We start from the raw sequence: 17,852 nt of genomic DNA, 5'->3' as shown, positions 1-17,852 counted from the left end.
ATGCACTGCGGAAGAATCGCGGCGTGAGGCTTTATCCGGCCTCGCTCAAGCGCATCCGCTGGACCCGCACGCGGCTGAGCCTGCTGTTGGCCGTCTTCGCCGCGGCCGTGCTGCTGGCCATCAGTGAAACCGGCTTCAAGGAATCGACGGCCGCGCTGCAGCACATCGAGGCGGCGGCGCGCACCCGGGCTTCGCTCAACCGCGTGCTGCAGCGGGTGCTGGACGCGGAAACCGGCTCGCGCGGCTTCCTGCTCACCGGCGACGCGCGCTACCTGGAACCCTACAACCAGGCGGTGACCGAGATCGGCCGCGACCTGGACACGCTCTCGGCCGAGTACACCGCCTACCCGGGCGACGCGGCCGTGATGGTGCAGCTGACGCGGGACGTGCAGCGCAAGCTGGCCGAGATGGAACTCTCGGTGCGCATGCGCAAGCAGGGCAACGAGGACGCATGGAAGTTCGTGCTGATGACCGACGTCGGCAAGGAGCACATGGACGCGATACGGGCCGAGACCGCGCAGCTGGTGCAGCTGTCCTCGGCACGCATGGCCGTCAGCCAGGACCAGGTGCAGCGCACGCTGATGCTGTCGCGCTTCGGCATCGCGGCCGTGTCGCTCGCGGCCGTGCTGGCCTTCGCGCTCTACCTGCGCCAGACGCGCGCGCTGCGCCGCGCCGACGAGGTGCAGCAGGAGGTTCTGCAGCGCGAGCGTGACCAGCTGGAGCAGCTGGTGCGCGAGCGCACGGCGACGCTGGCCGAGCTGGCCACCCACCTGCAGAACGTGCGCGAGGAGGAGCGCGGCCACCTGGCGCGCGAGCTGCACGACGAGCTGGGCGCCCTGCTCACGGCCGCCAAGCTGGACGTGGCGCGCCTGAAGTCGCGCCTGGGGCCCAGCCCCAGCCCCGAGGTGACGCAGCGCCTGCAGCACCTGACCGAATCGCTGAACAGCGGCATCGCGCTGAAGCGCCGCATCATCGAGGACCTGCGCCCGTCCTCGCTCGCCAACCTGGGTCTCACCGCCTCGCTGGAGATCCTGGCGCGCGAGTTCTCCGAGCGCTCCGGCATCGAGGTGGTCACCAGCCTGGAGCCGCCGCAGCTCGACGAGGCGCAGCAGCTCACCGTGTACCGGCTGGTGCAGGAATCGCTCACCAACGTGGGCAAGTACGCGCGGGCCAAGCACGTGGAGATCAACCTGCGCGACTTCGGTCGCCATGCCGAGGTGGAGATCCGCGACGACGGCCAGGGCTTCGACCCGGCCCGGGTCAAGCCCTCCACGCACGGGCTGGCCGGCATGCGCCACCGCGTGGAGGCCGCCGGCGGCCGGCTCACCCTGGACGCGGCGCCCGGGCGTGGCACGCGCATCCGGGCCGTGCTGCGCGCGGACACGCGCGAGTCGCACCTGCCCCAGCCCGCCGCCTCCACCGCCGACTGAGTCTCGCGGGGCGGCTGCCCGGCCGCGCGTGGGAGCACTCCTACGGCGCGGCCTGCGCGGCACCGACAACCTGTCAGGACCGGGGCCGATGAGGCCGGCACTGCGGCCGAGCCTAACCTCCTTGCAGGTTTTCCGGCACCGCCGGTTCATGAAGGAGATCACCCCATGCTGCACTACGCCGTCGTCTTCCTCGTCATTGCGCTGATCGCGGCCGTCTTCGGCTTCGGCGGCATCGCGGCGGGCGCCGTGTCCATCGCCAAGATCCTCTTTTTCGTGTTCATCGTGCTCGCCGTGATCGCCTTCATCTTCGGCCGCGGCCGACCCTGACGCCGCAGCGAATTTCCCAACCCAGCCCCCGCAGGAGGACCCCATGAACAGCACCCGTTCGTTTCGCGATGACACACGCGCCCTGCGCGACGACGCCGGCGGCTACGCCGACGACGCGCGCGGCCTGGCGGCCCAGGCGCTCGAGAGCACCCGGGACTACGCCAACCAGGCCCTCAGCCGCGCCAGCGACAAGATGCGCGACCTGCGCTGGGGCATGAAGGACATGGCCAACCGCGGCGCCAGCAGCATGAGCGAGTACACCCGGGCGACCGGCCGCTATGTCTCCGAGCAGCCGCTGAAGTCGGCGCTGATCGCCGCCGCCGTGGGCGCCGCGGTGGCCGGGCTGATCCTCGCCATGCGCCGCAACCGCAACGACTACTGAGCGCCGTCGCCATGGTCCACCCGATCTTCACGATCCTCATCGCCCGCCCCGAGCTGGTCATGGACCACGTCGCCGGCTACGCGTCGCTGGTGCAGGAGGAGGCGTCGACCGCGGGCATGGACCTCGCGAAGCGGGCCATCGCCTGGGCGGTGGCCGCGCTGGGCCTGCTGCTGTTCCTGGTGTTCACCGGCGTGGCCGTGATGCTGGGCGCGGTGATGGGCGAATTCCACTGGACCCTGGTGGTGGTGCCCGGCGTGGCGCTGGTGGTGGCCGTCGCCGGCGCCGCGATGGCCCGCCAGCACACGCCCTCCAAGGCCTTCACCGAACTGCGCGCGCAGCTGGACGCCGACGTTCAGGCGCTGCGCACGCTGGGAGCCAAGGCATGAGCGCCGCCGCCGACCGGTTGGCGCGCAGCCGGCTGGCGCTCATCGAATACGTGCATCGCAAGGAAGAGCGCAGCCACCGGCGCGGCCCGCTGGCCAGCCTGCTGGGACGCGGCGAGGCCGGGCCCCCCCCGGACGAGGCCGGCGTGGAGGCCGAGGGTGACATCGGGCCCTGGGCCGCCGCCCGCGCCGACGCGGCCGCAGGCGGCGGCGGCATGGCCGGCGGCCTGCGCCGTGCGCTGCGCAGCTGGTGGCGCCACCACCCGGCCCGCCTGGGCCTGCAGGTGGCGACGCCGGCACTGTCTTCGTACGGCGGGCGCAAGCCACTGCAATACCTGGGCATCGCCGCCGTGGCGGGCGCGGTGCTGGTCATCGCCCGGCCCTGGCGGATGGTGTCCGCGGGCTCGGTGCTGCTGGCCCTGGCACGCTCGCCGCAGCTGGCCGGCGTGCTGATGGCGGCCATGTCCTCCGCCGACGAACCCGAGATCTGAATCGCAACCCGCCGACCGGGAGGGACCGTCTGCCGGGACGCGACAACAAAGCCAAGACGGTCGAACCACTGAAGGAGAAAACATGAAGCACATCAAAGCCCTCACCACCGCCGTCCTCATCGGCGCCACCGTCCTCGCCTCGGGCTGCTCGGTGATGCGTCACCAGGAGACCGTGGGCAGCTACGTGGACGACGCCACCATCACCACCCGGGTGAAGGCCAAGTTCGTCGAGGACAAGACCGTGGACGCCGCCGCCATCAAGGTCGAGACCCTGAACGGCGCGGTGCAGCTCTCGGGCTTCGCCAAGTCCGCCGGCGAGAAGGCCAAGGCCGAGGCGCTGGCGCGAAACACCGACGGCGTGCGCTCGGTGCGCAACAACCTCGAGGTCCGTCCCTGAGGACCTTCCGCTGTGACCACTGCGGGCACCCGCTGTTCTTCGAGAACGTGCGGTGCCTGCAGTGCGCCAGCGAGCTCGCCTTCCTGCCGGACCGCCTCGCGCTCTGCGCGATCGAGGCGGCCGGCCCGCCCGGGCTGTGGCGACGCAAGCCCGGACGCTGGCGCGGCCCGCCGGGCCCGCCCTACCGCCTGTGCCGCAACAACACCGAGCACCAGGCCTGCAACTTCGCCGTGCCGCAGCACGACCCCAACCCCTTGTGCGTCTCCTGCCGGCAGACCCGGGTCTTGCCGGACCTCTCGGTGCCGGGCAACCCGGAGCGCTGGGCGCGCATGGAAGTCGCCAAGCGGCGCCTGTTCTACACCCTGGCGCTGATGCGCCTGGCCTCCACCGACCCACCGGGGGGAACGAGCGACGGGCCGGTGTTCGAATTTCTGGCCGACACCCCCGGCCGCCCCGTGATGACCGGCCACGCGGCGGGCGTGATCACGCTCAACATCGCCGAGGCGGACGACGCCGAGCGCGTGCGCCGCAAGGTCGAGCTGCACGAGCCCTACCGGACCCTGCTGGGCCACTTCCGGCATGAGTCCGGCCACTTCTACTGGGACCGGCTGGTCGACGGCACGCCGCGGCTGGCGCCCTTCCGCGAACTCTTCGGCGACGAACGCGCCGACTATGGCGAGGCCTTGCAGGCCTATTACGGCGGCGGCACGCCGGCCGACTGGAACGAGCGCTTCGTCAGCGCCTATGCGAGCGCCCACCCCTGGGAGGACTGGGCCGAGACCTGGGCCCACTACCTGCACATGACGGACCTGCTGGAAACGGCCGCCTCGTACAGCACCAGCCTGGCCGTGCCCGGCGGGGACGCGACGGAGGAGGTCGACGACCCCTTCGTGCACGCGGCGGACTTCGACGCGCTGGTGACGCAGTGGGTGCCGCTCACGCTGCTGCTGAACAGCCTGAACCGCAGCCTGGGCCAGGAGGACGCCTACCCGTTCGCGCTCTCGGTCCGGGCCCTGGAGAAGCTGCGCTTCGTGCACGACACCATCCTCGGGCCTGCGCAGCGCTGAGCGGGCTCAGCCCGTGTCGCGCTCCATGTCGCGCAGGATGCGGTCCAGCCGCTGCGACAGCTGCTCGGTGCTGAGCTTCTCGCGAAAGCGCTCCACCATCAGCGGCAGGCTCATGGGGCTGGGGTGCCGCAGTTCCTGGTGCCTGGGCTTTCGCCGGCGCAGCCGCTGCAGCGCAGTGCGCAGGCGCGAGAGCTCCAGCTCCTGGCTCAGCACCTCGGCCTGCGCCTGCGCCAGCAGCAGGTTGCCCGGGTCCCACTTGCGGAAGACCTCGAAGAACAGGCTGCTGGAGGCCTGCAGCTGGCGTGCGCTGCGCGGCTGGCCCGGGTAGCCCAGGGTCACCAGGCCGGCCACGCGCGCGATCTCGCGGAAGCGACGCTGCGCCATTTCGGTGGCGTTGAGCGAGGCCAGCACGTCGTGCAGCAGGTCCTCGGTGGCGAAGGCCTCGCCGGACAGGATGGGCGCCAGGTCGATGGGGTCCGCACTCACCAGCTCGAAGCCGTAGTCGTTGACCGAGAGGCTGAAGGTGTTGGGCGTGTCGCGCGCCAGCCGCCAGGCGAGCAGGCTGGCCAGCCCCAGGTGCACGTGCCGGCCGGCGAAGGGATACAGGTAGGCGTGGTGGCCCTCGCGCGAGCGGAAGGTTTCGACCAGCAGCGTGCCGGGGGTGGGGATCGCCGAGAGCCGGGCCTGGGTCTCCAGCCAGGGCCGGGCCGCGGCCAGCTCCGGCTCGCTGTAATCGCCGCGCGCGGCGCGCTGCATCATGGCCAGCACCGCCTGGCCCAGCTCGGCCGACAGCGCCATCTTGCTGCCCTGCCAGGTCGGAACGGTGCCGCGCAGCTTCGCCGCCTTCTTCACGTAGGCCACCATCTCGCGCACGCGCACGAACTCGAGCAGCCGGCCGGCGAAGAAGAAGCAGTCGCCGGGGCGCAGGCGGGCGATGAAGCCCTCCTCCATGGAGCCCAGGGAGCCGCCACTCAGGTACTTCACCTGCATGGCGGCGTCGCTGACGATGGTGCCTATGCCCAGGCGGTGGCGGCGCGCGATGCCGCGGTCGGGCACGCGCCACAGGCCGGCCTCGTCGCGCGCGATGCGGTGGTAGTCGGGGTAGGCGGTGAGGCTCTCGCCGCCGCGCTCGCAGAACGCCATTGCCCAGGCGAATTCGGCGCGCGTGAGCTTGCGGTACGACCAGGCGCCGCGCACCTCCGCATACAGCGCGTCGGCCTCGAAGCCGCCGCCCAGCGCCACCGTGACGATGTGCTGCACCAGCACGTCCAGGGGCTTGTCGGGCGCGCAGCGTTCCTCCACCCGGCCCGCCTGCGCCGCGTCGCGCGCGGCCGCGGCCTCGATGATCTCCAGCGTGTTGGTGGGCACCAGCGTGATGCGGCTGCTGCGGCCCGGCGCGTGGCCGCTGCGCCCGGCGCGCTGCATCATGCGCGCCACGCCCTTGGCCGAGCCCACCTGCAGCACCCGCTCCACCGGCAGGAAGTCCACCCCCAGGTCGAGCGAGGACGTGGCGACGACCGCGCGCAGGCTGCCGGCCTTGAGCCCCTGCTCGACCCATTCGCGCGTCGCCCGGTCCATGGAGCCGTGGTGCAGCGCGATCTCGCCGGCCCACTGCGGCCGCGCCTGCAGCAGCAGCTGGTACCAGATCTCGGCCTGCGAGCGCACGTTGGTGAAGAGCAGCGTGGGGCCGGAGCGCTCGATCTCCTCCACCACCGGCTGCTGCATGCGCGCGCCCAGGTGGCCGGCCCAGGAGTACTTGCCCGGGTCGGGCGGGATCAGCGTGTCGATGACCAGGTTCTTCTCGATGCGGCCGCGCACCAGCGCGGGCGGCGGCGCGCCCAGGGCTTCGCCGGGGTGCGCGAGCACCTGCATCGCCTCCTCCAGGTTGCCCAGCGTGGCGCTCAGGCCCCAGGCCACGAGGCCCGGGTTGAGACGCCACAGCCGCGCCAGTGCCAGCTGCGCCTGCACGCCGCGCTTGCTGCCCAGCAGCTCGTGCCATTCGTCGATGACCACGTACGCGACGCTGGCCAGCTCCTCGCGCGCTTTTTCGCGGCTCAGCATCAGGCTGAGCGATTCCGGCGTGGTGACCAGCACGGTGGGAAAGCGCCGGTCCTGGCGGGCGCGTTCGGCGGATGGCGTGTCGCCCGTGCGCTGGCCCAGGGTCCAGGCCGGCGCGAGCGCCTGCAGCGGCGCGGCGATCGCGCGCGTGGTGTCCGAGGCCAGCGCGCGCATGGGCGTGAGCCAGATCGCGCGCAGGGGCTCGGGATGGCGGCCGGGCGGGTGGCGCGCCAGCAGCTGCTGCAGCATGCCCAGCCACACGGCGTAGGTCTTGCCGGCCCCCGTGGTCGCATGCAGCAGGCCGCTGCGCCCCTGGGCCACCGCCTGCCACACCTCGCGCTGGAAGGCGAATGGCTGCCAGCCGCGCGAGAGCATCCAGCGCTCGGCGTCTGGGGGCGGCAGGGGCTCGGCGGCGTTCATGGCACGGGCGGGCGCGGGCAGGACGTGGAACGTTCCATTGTCGCTGGCGGGCCCTTCCCGCCGGGCCTGAAGGAGAAATCACGCGGCGCAGGCGGCGGACGCCGGCGGGCGGCGCGAGGCACCCGGCGCGGGCCCCGGCCCTGCCTCAGGCCTGCAGCGCGCCAGCGCGCGCCCGGTGCAGGCGCCGGGCTACCAGCCCTGGTGCGGGCGGCGGCTGCCGGCACGGAAGGCGAAGTGCCGGCTGCCCAGGTAGTTCACCAGCATCGCGATGCCGGAGGCCACGGCCAGCGGGAGCACCGGGTGGGCGCCGAACACGGCCGAGGCCAGCACCAGCGCGCTGTAGACCCCGAAGTTCACCGCCGCGCCGGCCGCGCTCACCCCCGCATAGCGCAGCAGGCTGGGCAGGGCCGGCGCGCCCCGTGCCTCGCGGAAGGTGAAGCCACGGTTGAGCGCCCAGGTGGCCAGCACCGCCAGCGGAATGGAAACCGCACGGCCGGCCACCGGGTTCCAGCCCTGCCACACCAGCAGCTGCAGCACGCCGGCGTCGACCACGAAGCCGAGCGCGCCCACCAGGCCGAACCGCAGGATGCGTGCGCCCTCGCCCATCATCCCACCCAGGCCTGCAGGTCGAACAGGCGCGCGGCCAGGCCCGCCGCGACCACCGCGCCCGTGAGCAGCAGGGCCGCCCACAGACCGCGCGAACGCAGGCGCCAGCCCACCGCCAGCTCGGGCCCCACCAGCAGCGTGGCGATGACCGAGGCGAGCAGCGACCAGTAGTGGTAGCGCAGGTCGGTGGCGACCCCCACCAGCAGGTAGGCGCCGGAGTAGGCCAGCGCGGAGACCAGCAGCGGGCGCGCCGCCAGCACGCCCGGCGACGGCGCGCAGCGCGACAGCAGGACCAGCAGCGCCGCCCCCCAGGCCAGCCAGGTGATGGGCCACACGGTGGGGTTCTTGCGCACCAGGTCCATGCGGACCTGCGCGGGCGTGAAGCGCTCGTAGGGTGTGAAGCCGGGCAGCTCGCCCCGGTATTCGGGGGCGAAGCGCATGTGCTTGAGCGGCACCAGGAAGAAGAGCTCCGAGTTGAAGTGCTTGAGCCGGTGCTCGGCCCAGGCCAGCGGGTGCGCGGCGATGGTTCCCAGCCACTGGGCGGCCAGGCCCTCCCCGTAGGTCGCGCGGTCGGGGTCGGGCCGGGCGACCCAGCGCCCGCAGGGGCCCCAGGCGCTGAAGCTGTCCCACCAGAAGGGGCTGTAGCAGGCCTGCAGCTGGTCATCGCTCATGCGCGCGCGCGGCGCCAGCAGCGCCGGCTCGTGCAGCTGCGCGGCGGTGCCCGCGATGTCGTAGAGAAACAGCGACTCCACCGCGTGCCGCTGCACCGGGTGGAACAGCAGCTGGTTCACGACCATGGAGGCCGGCACCGCGGCCAGCGCCACCACCACCGCCACGGCGCCCAGGCGCAGCGGCCGCAGCCAGCGGTCGGGCGCGATCGCGTACGCGAGCAGCGGGCCGATCGCGAACACGGCGTTGGTGCGCACCAGGGTGCCGTACGCCAGCAGCAGCGCAGCCGCCGCGGCCCAGCCCCAGCCGGGCCGGCGGCCCTGCGAACGGAACCAGAACAGCAGGCCGCTGCCGGCCACCAGCGCGGCGGCCATGCCCACGTCCTTGATGACGTAGGCGTTCATGAAGACGAAGGCCGGAAAGGCCCCCGACAGGGCCAGCGCCAGCGCGATGCGGCGGTGCCCCAGGCGGCGGGCGGCGTCCGCATAGGCGGCGATGCCGGCCCAGTAGGCGCACAGGTGCAGCGCGAACAGGGGCGCCGGCCCATCGTGCACCCGGCGCAGCACCGACCACAGCCAGGCCATGACGGGCGGGTGCCAGTCGGTGAAGCGCCCGCTCACCGCCTCCTTGTACTGGTTGAGCGAGTCGTTCATCATCGCGCCCGGCCAGTAGAGCGCGAGGTTCAGCGCGAACAGCGCCCCGACCAGGAGCGCCAGCTGCCGGCCGCTGGCGATCTCCAGCCAGCTGCGGTCGCGCGGTGCAGCCATCCCGGCCATGCCGGCCGGGGCCGGGCCCGTCCCCATGCCGGCCCTCAGGAGGCGGCGACCGGGAACACGGGCGCCGTGCTCTCGGCGCCGCTCCAGGCGGGCTGGGGCTGTGCGGCGGGCCGGCCCAGCGGGTAGACGTCGGCGTTGGCCGCCGGCATGGCCACGGTGGGCCACTGCGGGGCGCGGATGTCCAGGTAGGCCAGGCGCTTGAGCTCGCGCCGGGAGTGCGTCACGGTGTCCAGCACCAGCCCGCAGGCCATGGAGAGCACCGCGACCAGCATGATGCCCACGGACAGCACCGCCGTCGGCAGGCGCGGCACCAGACCGGTGTGCATGAACTCGATCACGATGGGGATGGAGAGCGCGACCGACAGCAGCGCCAGCAGGGCCGCCACGGTGCTGAAGAAGGCGAGCGGGCGCTCCTCCTTCACCAGCACGCCGATCATGCGCAGGATGCGGATGCCGTCGCGGATGGTGTTGAGCTTGGAGGCGGAGCCTTCCGGCCGGTCCTTGTAGCGCGTCGCGACCTCGGCCGTCTTCATGCGCAGCTCCAGCGCGTGCACGGTCAGCTCGGTCTCGATCTCGAAGCCCGAGGAGATCGCCGGGAAGGACTTGACGAAGCGGCGCGAGAACACGCGGTAGCCCGAGAGCATGTCGTTGAACTGCTTGCCGAAGATGTGCTGCACCAGGCCCGTGAGCAGCTGGTTGCCGAAGCGGTGGCCGAAGCGGTAGGCCTCCTTGATGTCGGTCACGCGCGCGCCGTTGACCATGTCGAGCTGGCGGTCCAGCAGCGCGCGCACCAGGCGCGGCGCGGCATCGGCGTCGTAGGTGTCGTCGCCGTCCACCAGCACGTACACGTCGGCCTCGATGTCGCTGAACATGCGGCGCATCACGTTGCCCTTGCCAGGGAAGGGCTCGAAGCCCACGATGGCGCCCTCGGCGGCGGCCACCTCCGCCGTGCGGTCGGTGGACGCGTTGTCGTACACGTACACACGCGCCGTCGGCAGCGCGCGCCGGAAGTCGCGCACCACGCGGGGGATGGCCACTTCCTCGTTGTAGCAAGGGATGAGCACTGCGATCGACAGGCCCTGGAATTCGTCTGCCATATGCGCTCCCTGTTCTCGTCTTTGGCTGGCGAAGCCATGCTAGGACGAGCTCGGTAGCGCGTGTGTAACGAGGTCCGAAAGAGCCATGCGGCCGGGCCCGGGCCCGGCCTGCTCAGCAGGAGACGATCCAGCCCTCGAGCGGGTCCAGGTCGGCGGGCAGGCCCCAGCCTTCGCCCTGCGCCTGGGCCCAGGCCGCCTGCAGCAGGCAGAGCACCGCGTCCAGGCTGTCGCCGGACGCGTCGTCCACCAGCAGGTCGCGCTGCGCGTGCGTGAGGGCCAGCCGCAGGCCCAGCCGCGTGCGGCCCTGCTCCAGCGCATCCACGATGTCCTTGCGCGCGATCAGGCGCTCGGGGGTCTGCTTGCTCCGATCGTCGGACTTGTAGCTGCGCCGCTCGACCAGCTCGCGCGCGAGCAGGCCGGGATAGGCCTCCAGGGCGACGCGCGAGGGGTCCCCGGCGTGCAGCCCCGGCAGGTCCACGCCCGCCTCGATCAGCAGGGGGACGGCCGCGTGCAGCATGTAGGCCACCGGCGGGTTGACCCACTTCATGGACGGGCTGGAGCCGGCGCGGCGGTCGAAGGCGCGGTGCGCGAATTTGCCGCCCACCGGGCGCGCATCGCAGAAGGCCGCGAAGGCCTCGCGGATCTGCGCCCGGCTGAGCGAGGCATAGTGGGCCATGCACTCGCGCCAGGCGAGCGGCCAGCCCAGCTGCTCGACCAGCTCGCGGGGCAGGCCGAAGGGCACGTCGAAGCCGCCCACCCAGGGGCCGGGCCGCTTCAGCCAGTCGCCGAAGGCGGCCAGGGTGTCCAGGCGCTCGATGCGTTCCAGCCGCACGCGCGGCCCGCGCGCCTCGCCCCAGGCGAGCACGATGGGCTTGCGGCGCGTGGGCGTGCTGGAGAAGTCGCAACCGACGAGGCGGAGTTCACTCATGGGAAGTCCGGAAGGCGCAGGCTCGCCGCGGCGGTGCCGCGCAGCCGCCCCGCCGCCCGCGGTTCAGACCCGGCCGCAGATGGAGGCCGAAGCCATCAGGTCTTCGAGCAGCGCGAGCGAAACCTTGCCGGAGACGGCGTAGGGATCGAGCTCGGGCTTCTCGGAGTACTTGAGCACCAGCGAGTGGTTGAGCTTGGACAGGTTGACCTGGCCCATGCTCCAGCCGCCGAAGCGGCGCTCGAAGATTTCCTCGAAGTGCAGCAGCACCACGTCCTTGTGGCGCGGGTCGCGCTGGATGTGGCCGAAGAGTTCGCTGACCTGCATGCGGCCGCCCTCCATGGCCTGCAGGAAGATCCCGCCGCCATAGCAGAGGATGCCGGTGATGCCGGAAGCCGGGTTGTGCTGGCGCGACTGCTGCAGGATGGATTCGATCGCATCCGGGCTGGAGTCGACGGCGCGGCTGGCGTAGAGAAGGCGGACCAGCATGGTGACTTTCAGGGCTTCTGCGGAATGAGGGCGAGGAATTCGCGGCGCAGCGCCGAATCCTTGAGGAAGACGCCGCGCATGACGGAGTTGATCATGCGCGCGTCCATGTCCTTCACGCCGCGCCAGGCCATGCAGTAGTGGCTGGCCTCCATCACGATGGCCAGGCCGTCGGGCTGGGTCTTCTCCATGATGAGGTCGGCCAGCTGGACCACGGCCTCTTCCTGGATCTGGGGGCGGCCCATGACCCACTCGGCCAGGCGCGCGTACTTGGACAGGCCGATCACGTTGGTGTGCTCGTTCGGCATGATGCCGATCCAGACCTTGCCGATGACCGGGCAGAAGTGGTGGCTGCAGGCCGAGCGCACGGTGATCGGGCCGACGATCATCAGCTCGTTCAGGTGCTCGGCGTTGGGGAACTCGGTGATCGCGGGCGCCTTGACGTAGCGGCCGCGGAAGACCTCGTTGACGTACATCTTGGCGACGCGGCGCGCCGTGTCACCGGTGTTGTGGTCGCCCTCGGTGTCGATGACCAGCGAGTCCAGCACGCCCTGCATCTTGATCTCGACTTCGTCGAGCAGCGCCTCGAGCTCGCCGGGCTGGATGAAGGCCGCGATGTTGTCGTTGGCATGGAAGCGCTTGCGCGCCGCCTGGATGCGCTCGCGGATCTTCACCGAGACGGGAATGCCGTCTTCGGTGGCGATGGTGGGCTGGATGTTCTCGGCCTTCATGAGCATGGAAGATGGTAACACCGCCGTTTTACCCCCGCTGCGCGCCCAGCAATGCCTCCAGCTGCGCCAGGGTGTCGGCCTCGTGCACCGGCTTGTCGCTGCGGATGCGCAGCATGCGCGGGAAGCGCACCGCGATGCCGCTCTTGTGGCGGCCGCTGCGGTTGATGCCCTCGAAGCCCAGCTCGAACACCAGCGAGGGCCGCACGCTGCGCACCGGCCCGAACTTCTCGACCGTGGTCTTGCGGATGATGGCGTCGACCTGGCGGAACTCCTCGTCGGTGAGGCCGGAATAGGCCTTGGCGAAGGGCACGAGCTGCAGCGCCCCGGGCTGTGCGGGGTCGCGCCGGGCGATGGCCTCCAGCACCGCCTCGGCCTCGGCGGCGCTCTCGGGCGCGCGGTTCCACACGGCGAAGGTGTAGTCGGTGTAGACCGAGGCGCGGCGCCCGTGGCCGGCCTGGGCGTAGACCAGCACGCAGTCCACCGTCATGGGATCGATCTTCCACTTCCACCACAGGCCCTCGGCCTTGGTGCGGCCGGTGCCATAGGCCGCGTCCAGGCGCTTGAGCATGAAGCCCTCCACGCCCAGCTCGCGCGAGCGCTCGCGGTGGCGGGCGAATTCCAGCCAGGTGGCGGCGGACTGGACCGGCGACAGCAGGAAGGGCGTGCCCAGCAGCAGGCGCTCCAGCCGCTCGCGGCGTTCGCGCTGCGGCAGGCCGCGGACGTCCTGGCCGCCCTGCTCCAGCAGGTCGTAGGCCATGAAGCTCACCGGCGCCTCGGCGAGAACTTTCTTCGTCACCGTCTTGCGGCCTATGCGCTGCTGCAGCAGGGCGAAGGGCGCGGGGCGCTCGTCCTTCCAGACCAGGATCTCGCCGTCCAGCACGGTGCCGTCGGGCAGGGCCGCGGCCAGCGCCTCGATTTCCGGGAAGCGCTCGGTCACCAGTTCCTCGCCACGCGACCAGATCCAGCAGCGGCCGGCCCGGCGCACCACCTGGCCGCGTATGCCGTCGTACTTCCATTCCACCTGCCAGTCCGCCACGCCGCCCAGGCGCGAGGCGAAGACCTCGGGCGGCGCGTCGAGCTGGTGGGCCAGGAAGAAGGGATAGGGCTGGCCCGCGTCCAGCGGCGCGTCGCCGCCCTGCGCGTCGACCGCCGCGATCAGCGCCTCGTAGCGCTCGGGCGTGGGCATCTGCTTGCCGTCGGTGTAGCCCATCATGCGCTGGGCCACCCGCTTGGGGTCCAGGCCGGCGTGCGCCGCCAGGGCCCGCTGCACCAGCAGCTTGCTCACGCCGACGCGAAAGCCCCCGCCCACCAGCTTGGACAGCAGGAAGCGGCCCTGCGCATCGAGTTCGGACCACCAGGCCTGCACCCGCGCCGCCACCTCGGCCTCGGGCAGGCCGCGCAGCGGCAGCACGCGCTCTTCCACCCACTCGGCCAGGCCCAGGTCCGAGCTGTGCTCGCCGCGCGGCAGCACGTGGGCGATGGTCTCGGCCAGGTCGCCCACGGCCTGGTAGCACTCGTCGAACAGCCAGGGCGGAATGCCGGCCATCGCGCAGGCCAGGCTGGCCAGCGTGGCCATGGACGTGACCTGGCGCGGCTTGCCGCCCGACAGGAAGTACACCGCCCAGGCCGCGTCGTGCGCCGGCGCCTGGGCGAAATAGCGCTGCAGCGCATCGACCTTGGCATTGGTGGAGGTGGTGGCGTCCAGCTCGGCGAAGAGCTGCGCGAAGCGCTTCATGCGCGGCCTCCCCCCAGGGGGCGCGGCGGGCGCAGGAGGCCGTGGCTCATGCGCCCTCCCCCGCCGCCGGGGTCTCGTCCGCCTCCACGGCGTCGCCGCCGTACTCGGTGTCGAAGGACCCCGCCTCCAGCCCCTGCTCGCGCAGGAAGCGCACCATCACCGGCACGCTGCCGTGGGTGACGATCACGCGTTGCGCGCCGGTGGCCCGGATCGCCTGCATCAGCCCGGGCCAGTCGGCATGGTCCGAGAGCACGAAGCCACGGTCGTAGCCGCCGCGCCGGCGCGCGCCCCGCAGCTGCATCCAGCCGCTGGCGAACGCGGCCTGCGCATCGGCGAAGCGGCGCATCCAGGGGCTGGCGATGGCGCTGGGCGGGCACAGCACCAGGGCGCGCTTGAAGTCCGCCTTGTCCTTCACCTCGGAGACGAGCTGCGTGTCGGGCAGCGCCACCCCGGCCGCCCGGTAGGTGCGGTTCAGCGGCTCCACCGCGCCGTGCACGATGACGGGCGCGATGGAGGGGTCGATGCCCGAGAGGATGCGCTGTGCCTTGCCGAAGCTGTAGCAGCCCAGCACGCTGGCCCGGCCGGCCAGCACGTTGCGCGACCACCAGTCGTTGATGCCGTCGAACAGCTCGTCGTCGGGGCTCCAGCGGTAGATCGGCAGGCCGAAGGTCGACTCGGTGATGAACACGTCGCAGCGCACCGGCTCGAAGGGCGCGCAGGTGCGGTCTGGCGCGACCTTGTAGTCGCCGCTGGCGACCCACACCTGGCCGCCGTGCTCCAGCCGTACCTGGGCCGAGCCCAGCACGTGGCCGGCCGGGTGCAGCGACAGGCCCACGCCGTGGTGCGTGATGCGCTCGCCATAGGCCAGGGTCTGCAGCGTGATCTCGCCCAGGCGCGCGCGCAGCACGCCCTCGGCCTCGCGCGCGGCCAGGTAGTGGCCGTGCCCCACACGGGCGTGGTCGGCGTGCGCGTGCGTGATCACGGCGCGCGCCACCGGCCGCCAGGGATCGATGTAGAAATCGCCGGGCGGGCAGTACAGCCCTTCCGGGCGCTGCACCACGAGGTCGCCGGTGCGCATCAGAGGTACCTCTGGCCCTGCACCACCAGGGCGAGCCGCATGAGGAAGAGCGCGATGCGCTCCATGAAGCGCTCGCGCAGCGGGCGGTTGCTGTAGCCGTCGGCGCTCATCACGCGCCCGGCCGTCTCCATCGCGCGCACCAGGCGTTCCCGCAGCAGCGCGGCGAAGGCCTGGTCCTCGACCACCACGTTGGCCTCGCGCGCGAGCAGCAGGCTGAGCGGGTCCAGGTTGGAGGAGCCCACGGTGGCCCAAGCGCCGTCCACCACGGCGACCTTGCCGTGCAGGAAGCTGGCCGCGTACTCGTGGATCTCTACGCCCGCGCGCAGCAACTCGCCGTAGACGGGACGCGAAGCGTAGTACTGCATGAAGCTTTCGTAGCGGCCCTGCAGCAGCAGGCGCACGCGCACGCCCCGCCGCGCGGCGGCCACCAGCGCGCTGCGCATCTTGCGCCCGGGCACGAAGTAGGCGTTGGAGATGATGACCTCCTCGCGCGCGTGGCCGATCGCACGGCGGTATGCGCGCTCGATGCTGTCGCGGTTGCGCAGGTTGTCGCGCAGCACCAGCGCGGCCCGCGCACTGCCCTCCGGCGGCCGCGGTGGCGGCGCCAGCTCGGCCGGTGGCACGCCCGAGGCGCGCAGCGCATGCAGGGCGCGCTTGATCTCCACGCCCCGCACGTCGCGCACCGCCTCCAGGCGCAGCCAGAGGCGGCTCATGGTGGCCTCCACGTCCGCCACCAGCGGGCCGCGCACCTCGACCGAGAAGTCGAAGCGCGGCGCCGGCAGCTGGCGGTGGTCGCTGTCCAGCAGGTCGTCCAGCACATTGATACCGCCGCAGAAGGCGAGCGCGCTGTCCACCACGCAGAGCTTGCGGTGCAGGCGGCGCCAGCTGCCCAGCGAGAGCACCCCCAGCCAGCCCAGCGGCGCGTAGATGCGGCATTGCACGCCGGCGGCGTCGAAGCGGGCCTGCCACTCGGGCGGAACGGGCAGGCTGCCGAAGCCGTCGATGACCAGGTTCACCGCCACCCCGCGCGCCGCCGCGCGCTCCAGGGCCTGGGCCAGCACCAGCCCTTCGCCCAGGAAGTCGAAGATGTAGGACTCCAGCCGCACCAGCCGCGCCGCCGCGTCGATGGCGGCCACCATGGCCGGGACCATCTCGCTGGCCCCTTGCAGCAGGCGCAGGGTGTGCCCCGGTCGCAGGGGCGGTTGCGAGCGCTGCGCCATGGCTACATCTGGAACTCGGCGATGAGCGGCAGGTGGTCGGACATGCGCCACCAGATCCGGCCCTGCGGCACCTCGACCGCGCGCGGCTTCATGCCCCGTGCATAGACGAAATCGAGCTGGGTGATGGGCAGCCGCGACGGGTAGGTGAAGACGCGCTGCCCGGGCTGCGAGGCGTAGTCGCGGAAGCCGGCCTGCTCCAGCGCGGGCCGCAGCTTGGCGCCCCAGTCGTTGAAGTCGCCGGCCACGACCACGCGCTCGCGGGCGGGCACCTCGCGCTCTATGTAGCGCAGCGCCTGCTCGACCTGGCGCGCGCGGCTGCCGGCGATGAGGCCCAGGTGCAGCACGATGACGTGCACGGGCGTGCGCCGCACCTGCACGACCACGTGCAGCAGGCCGCGTTGCTCGAAGCGGTGGTCGGACATGTCCTCGTGCCCGCGGTCCAGCACCGGCCAGCGGGTGAGCAGCGCATTGCCGTGCTCGCCATGGCGCGTGATGGCGTTGGTCTCGTAGACCGCCTCGTAACCTTCGGGGGCGAGGAACTCGTGCTGCGGCTGGTCCGGCCAGCGGGGCAGCTGGTGCTGCAGGCGGCGGTGCATCTTGCGCACCTCCTGCAGGCAGATGAGGTCGGCATCCAGCTGCTCGATCGCGTGGCCGATGTTGTGGATCTCCAGCCTGCGCGCGAGCCCCAGGCCCTGCACGCCCTTGTGGATGTTGTAGGTCGCGACCCTCAGCGTGCCCATGCGGCGAATTGTGGCAAGAGCAGGATGGCCTCGGCGTTGGAGGGTGAGAAGCAGGCGTCGGCCGCCTCGCGCCACGGGAGCCAGCGGTGGTCGGTGTGCTCACGCGGGCACAGCGTGACGGCGGTGCCGTCCGGCACGCACAGGCCGAAGACGTGCTCGGTGTTGCGGGTGATGCCGGGCGCGTAGCGGTGGCGCCAGGCAGGCCAAATTTCGTAGACGTTCTCCAGGCCCCAGTCGCTCAGGCCGGCGTGCAGGGGCGTGCCCGGTCCGCAGGCGATGCCGGTCTCCTCGGCCACTTCGCGCGCGGCAGTCTGCGCGAAGGGCTCGTCCGGATGGTCCTTGGCCCCCGTCACCGACTGCCAGTGGGCCGCGCCGTCGGCCCGCCGGATGAGGAGCACCTGCTGCCCGGGCGTGTAGATGACGACCAGCACGGACTGCGGAATCTTGTAGGGCTTGGACATGAAGCGTTGAGGACGCCGGGGCGCTGCGTTCATTCTGCCCCAGCGCCCGTCGCTTTTGGCGGGCTGGACGGTGGCTCTCCGTGGGTGCTTGACTTCGCGCATCTCACTCTGGCTGATCCGTTGATTTTTTGGGGAGTCTTCGCTCTTCGAACTCGCGGTCGTTCTGCCGGTTTTGGCTGGCGTCGCGCTGTGCTCTTCGACCTCGCGCTCAATTCGGTGGTTCTGGCTGGCGTCGCGCTTCGCTCATCGACCTCGCGCTCGCCCCGCTGGCCGGCCTGTGACGGGGGCTCATACTGCCGCGGTCCGCTGCGCGGACTCCGCTGGAATTTGCGGCCTGGGGCCGGCACGGCGCAACTCGCTACGCGCTGGCTGC

19 protein-coding genes are annotated in these 17,852 nt (G+C 71.9%); 7 read left to right on the top strand and 12 right to left on the bottom strand.

All coding sequences use genetic code 11. The annotated features are described in order from the left end of the window. Window positions 1-23 precede the first annotated feature (23 nt). The 7 genes from IM725_RS12465 to IM725_RS12435 all read left to right on the top strand — a co-directional run bounded on the left by IM725_RS12465 (window position 24) and on the right by IM725_RS12435 (window position 4,477). The gene (locus tag IM725_RS12465) at window positions 24-1,430 is read left to right on the top strand and encodes a CHASE3 domain-containing protein (RefSeq protein WP_287066511.1); all 1,407 of its coding nucleotides are present in this window, start codon (window positions 24-26) and stop codon (window positions 1,428-1,430) included. Window positions 1,431-1,595: 165 nt separating this feature from the next. Beyond that, a complete protein-coding gene (locus IM725_RS12460) occupies window positions 1,596-1,757 on the top strand; it encodes a DUF1328 domain-containing protein (protein ID WP_193780922.1) in 162 nt (53 codons plus the stop codon). A gap of 43 nt (window positions 1,758-1,800) precedes the next feature. Beyond that, the gene (locus IM725_RS12455; protein ID WP_193780921.1) at window positions 1,801-2,139 is read left to right on the top strand and encodes a DUF883 family protein; all 339 of its coding nucleotides are present in this window, start codon (window positions 1,801-1,803) and stop codon (window positions 2,137-2,139) included. A gap of 11 nt (window positions 2,140-2,150) precedes the next feature. Then, the gene (locus IM725_RS12450) at window positions 2,151-2,525 is read left to right on the top strand and encodes a phage holin family protein (protein ID WP_193780920.1); all 375 of its coding nucleotides are present in this window, start codon (window positions 2,151-2,153) and stop codon (window positions 2,523-2,525) included. After that, the gene (locus IM725_RS12445; RefSeq protein ID WP_193780919.1) at window positions 2,522-3,013 is read left to right on the top strand and encodes a hypothetical protein; all 492 of its coding nucleotides are present in this window, start codon (window positions 2,522-2,524) and stop codon (window positions 3,011-3,013) included. Before IM725_RS12450 ends, IM725_RS12445 begins: the two co-directional genes overlap by 4 nt. Window positions 3,014-3,095: 82 nt before the next feature. After that, on the top strand, window positions 3,096-3,410 hold the full coding sequence (locus IM725_RS12440) for a BON domain-containing protein (RefSeq protein WP_193780918.1): 315 nt from the start codon (window positions 3,096-3,098) through the stop codon (window positions 3,408-3,410). Continuing rightward, complete coding sequence (locus tag IM725_RS12435; RefSeq protein WP_193780937.1) at window positions 3,407-4,477, top strand: zinc-binding metallopeptidase family protein; 1,071 nt, start codon at window positions 3,407-3,409, stop codon at window positions 4,475-4,477. The genes IM725_RS12440 and IM725_RS12435 overlap by 4 nt, the downstream gene beginning before the upstream one ends. A gap of 6 nt (window positions 4,478-4,483) precedes the next feature. Here the strand turns inward: IM725_RS12435 and IM725_RS12430 are convergent, their stop codons facing one another. The 12 genes from IM725_RS12430 to nudB all read right to left on the bottom strand — a co-directional run bounded on the left by IM725_RS12430 (window position 4,484) and on the right by nudB (window position 17,479). Then, window positions 4,484-6,955, bottom strand: coding sequence for a ligase-associated DNA damage response DEXH box helicase (locus tag IM725_RS12430; RefSeq protein WP_193780917.1), 2,472 nt, complete (start codon window positions 6,953-6,955; stop codon window positions 4,484-4,486). A 189-nt stretch (window positions 6,956-7,144) separates the two neighbouring features. Continuing rightward, a complete protein-coding gene (locus IM725_RS12425; protein WP_193780916.1) occupies window positions 7,145-7,564 on the bottom strand; it encodes a GtrA family protein in 420 nt (139 codons plus the stop codon). Beyond that, the gene (locus IM725_RS12420) at window positions 7,561-8,997 is read right to left on the bottom strand and encodes a glycosyltransferase family 39 protein (RefSeq protein WP_193780915.1); all 1,437 of its coding nucleotides are present in this window, start codon (window positions 8,995-8,997) and stop codon (window positions 7,561-7,563) included. The genes IM725_RS12425 and IM725_RS12420 overlap by 4 nt, the downstream gene beginning before the upstream one ends. Window positions 8,998-9,041: 44 nt before the next feature. Further along, window positions 9,042-10,103, bottom strand: coding sequence for a glycosyltransferase family 2 protein (locus IM725_RS12415; RefSeq protein WP_193780914.1), 1,062 nt, complete (start codon window positions 10,101-10,103; stop codon window positions 9,042-9,044). Window positions 10,104-10,215: 112 nt separating this feature from the next. Next, complete coding sequence (locus IM725_RS12410) at window positions 10,216-11,031, bottom strand: DUF429 domain-containing protein (protein ID WP_193780913.1); 816 nt, start codon at window positions 11,029-11,031, stop codon at window positions 10,216-10,218. A 63-nt stretch (window positions 11,032-11,094) separates the two neighbouring features. After that, window positions 11,095-11,517, bottom strand: a complete 423-nt coding sequence (locus tag IM725_RS12405; protein ID WP_193780912.1) for a BLUF domain-containing protein — start codon at window positions 11,515-11,517, stop codon at window positions 11,095-11,097. Window positions 11,518-11,525: 8 nt separating this feature from the next. After that, complete coding sequence (gene folE, locus IM725_RS12400; protein WP_193780911.1) at window positions 11,526-12,251, bottom strand: GTP cyclohydrolase I; 726 nt, start codon at window positions 12,249-12,251, stop codon at window positions 11,526-11,528. 22 nt (window positions 12,252-12,273) lie between these two features. Next, window positions 12,274-13,980 carry an ATP-dependent DNA ligase gene (locus IM725_RS12395; RefSeq protein ID WP_193780910.1) on the bottom strand — a complete coding sequence of 569 codons (1,707 nt, stop codon included), beginning with the start codon at window positions 13,978-13,980 and terminating at the stop codon, window positions 12,274-12,276. 46 nt (window positions 13,981-14,026) lie between these two features. Further along, the gene (locus tag IM725_RS12390; protein WP_193780909.1) at window positions 14,027-15,058 is read right to left on the bottom strand and encodes a ligase-associated DNA damage response exonuclease; all 1,032 of its coding nucleotides are present in this window, start codon (window positions 15,056-15,058) and stop codon (window positions 14,027-14,029) included. Further along, window positions 15,058-16,278 carry a cardiolipin synthase ClsB gene (clsB, locus tag IM725_RS12385; RefSeq protein ID WP_193780908.1) on the bottom strand — a complete coding sequence of 407 codons (1,221 nt, stop codon included), beginning with the start codon at window positions 16,276-16,278 and terminating at the stop codon, window positions 15,058-15,060. The genes IM725_RS12390 and clsB overlap by 1 nt, the downstream gene beginning before the upstream one ends. A 2-nt stretch (window positions 16,279-16,280) precedes the next feature. Next, on the bottom strand, window positions 16,281-17,018 hold the full coding sequence (locus IM725_RS12380) for an endonuclease/exonuclease/phosphatase family protein (protein ID WP_193780907.1): 738 nt from the start codon (window positions 17,016-17,018) through the stop codon (window positions 16,281-16,283). Then, window positions 17,006-17,479 carry a dihydroneopterin triphosphate diphosphatase gene (nudB, locus tag IM725_RS12375; RefSeq protein WP_193780906.1) on the bottom strand — a complete coding sequence of 158 codons (474 nt, stop codon included), beginning with the start codon at window positions 17,477-17,479 and terminating at the stop codon, window positions 17,006-17,008. The genes IM725_RS12380 and nudB overlap by 13 nt, the downstream gene beginning before the upstream one ends. Between the last annotated feature and the right edge of the window lie 373 nt (window positions 17,480-17,852).

The sequence above is a fragment of the Ramlibacter aquaticus genome, assembly GCF_015159745.1.
Taxonomy (GTDB): Bacteria; Pseudomonadota; Gammaproteobacteria; order Burkholderiales; family Burkholderiaceae_C; genus Ramlibacter; species Ramlibacter aquaticus.
Note: the sequence above shows the minus strand (reverse complement) of the source record. Positions and strands in the feature narration are given on the sequence as shown.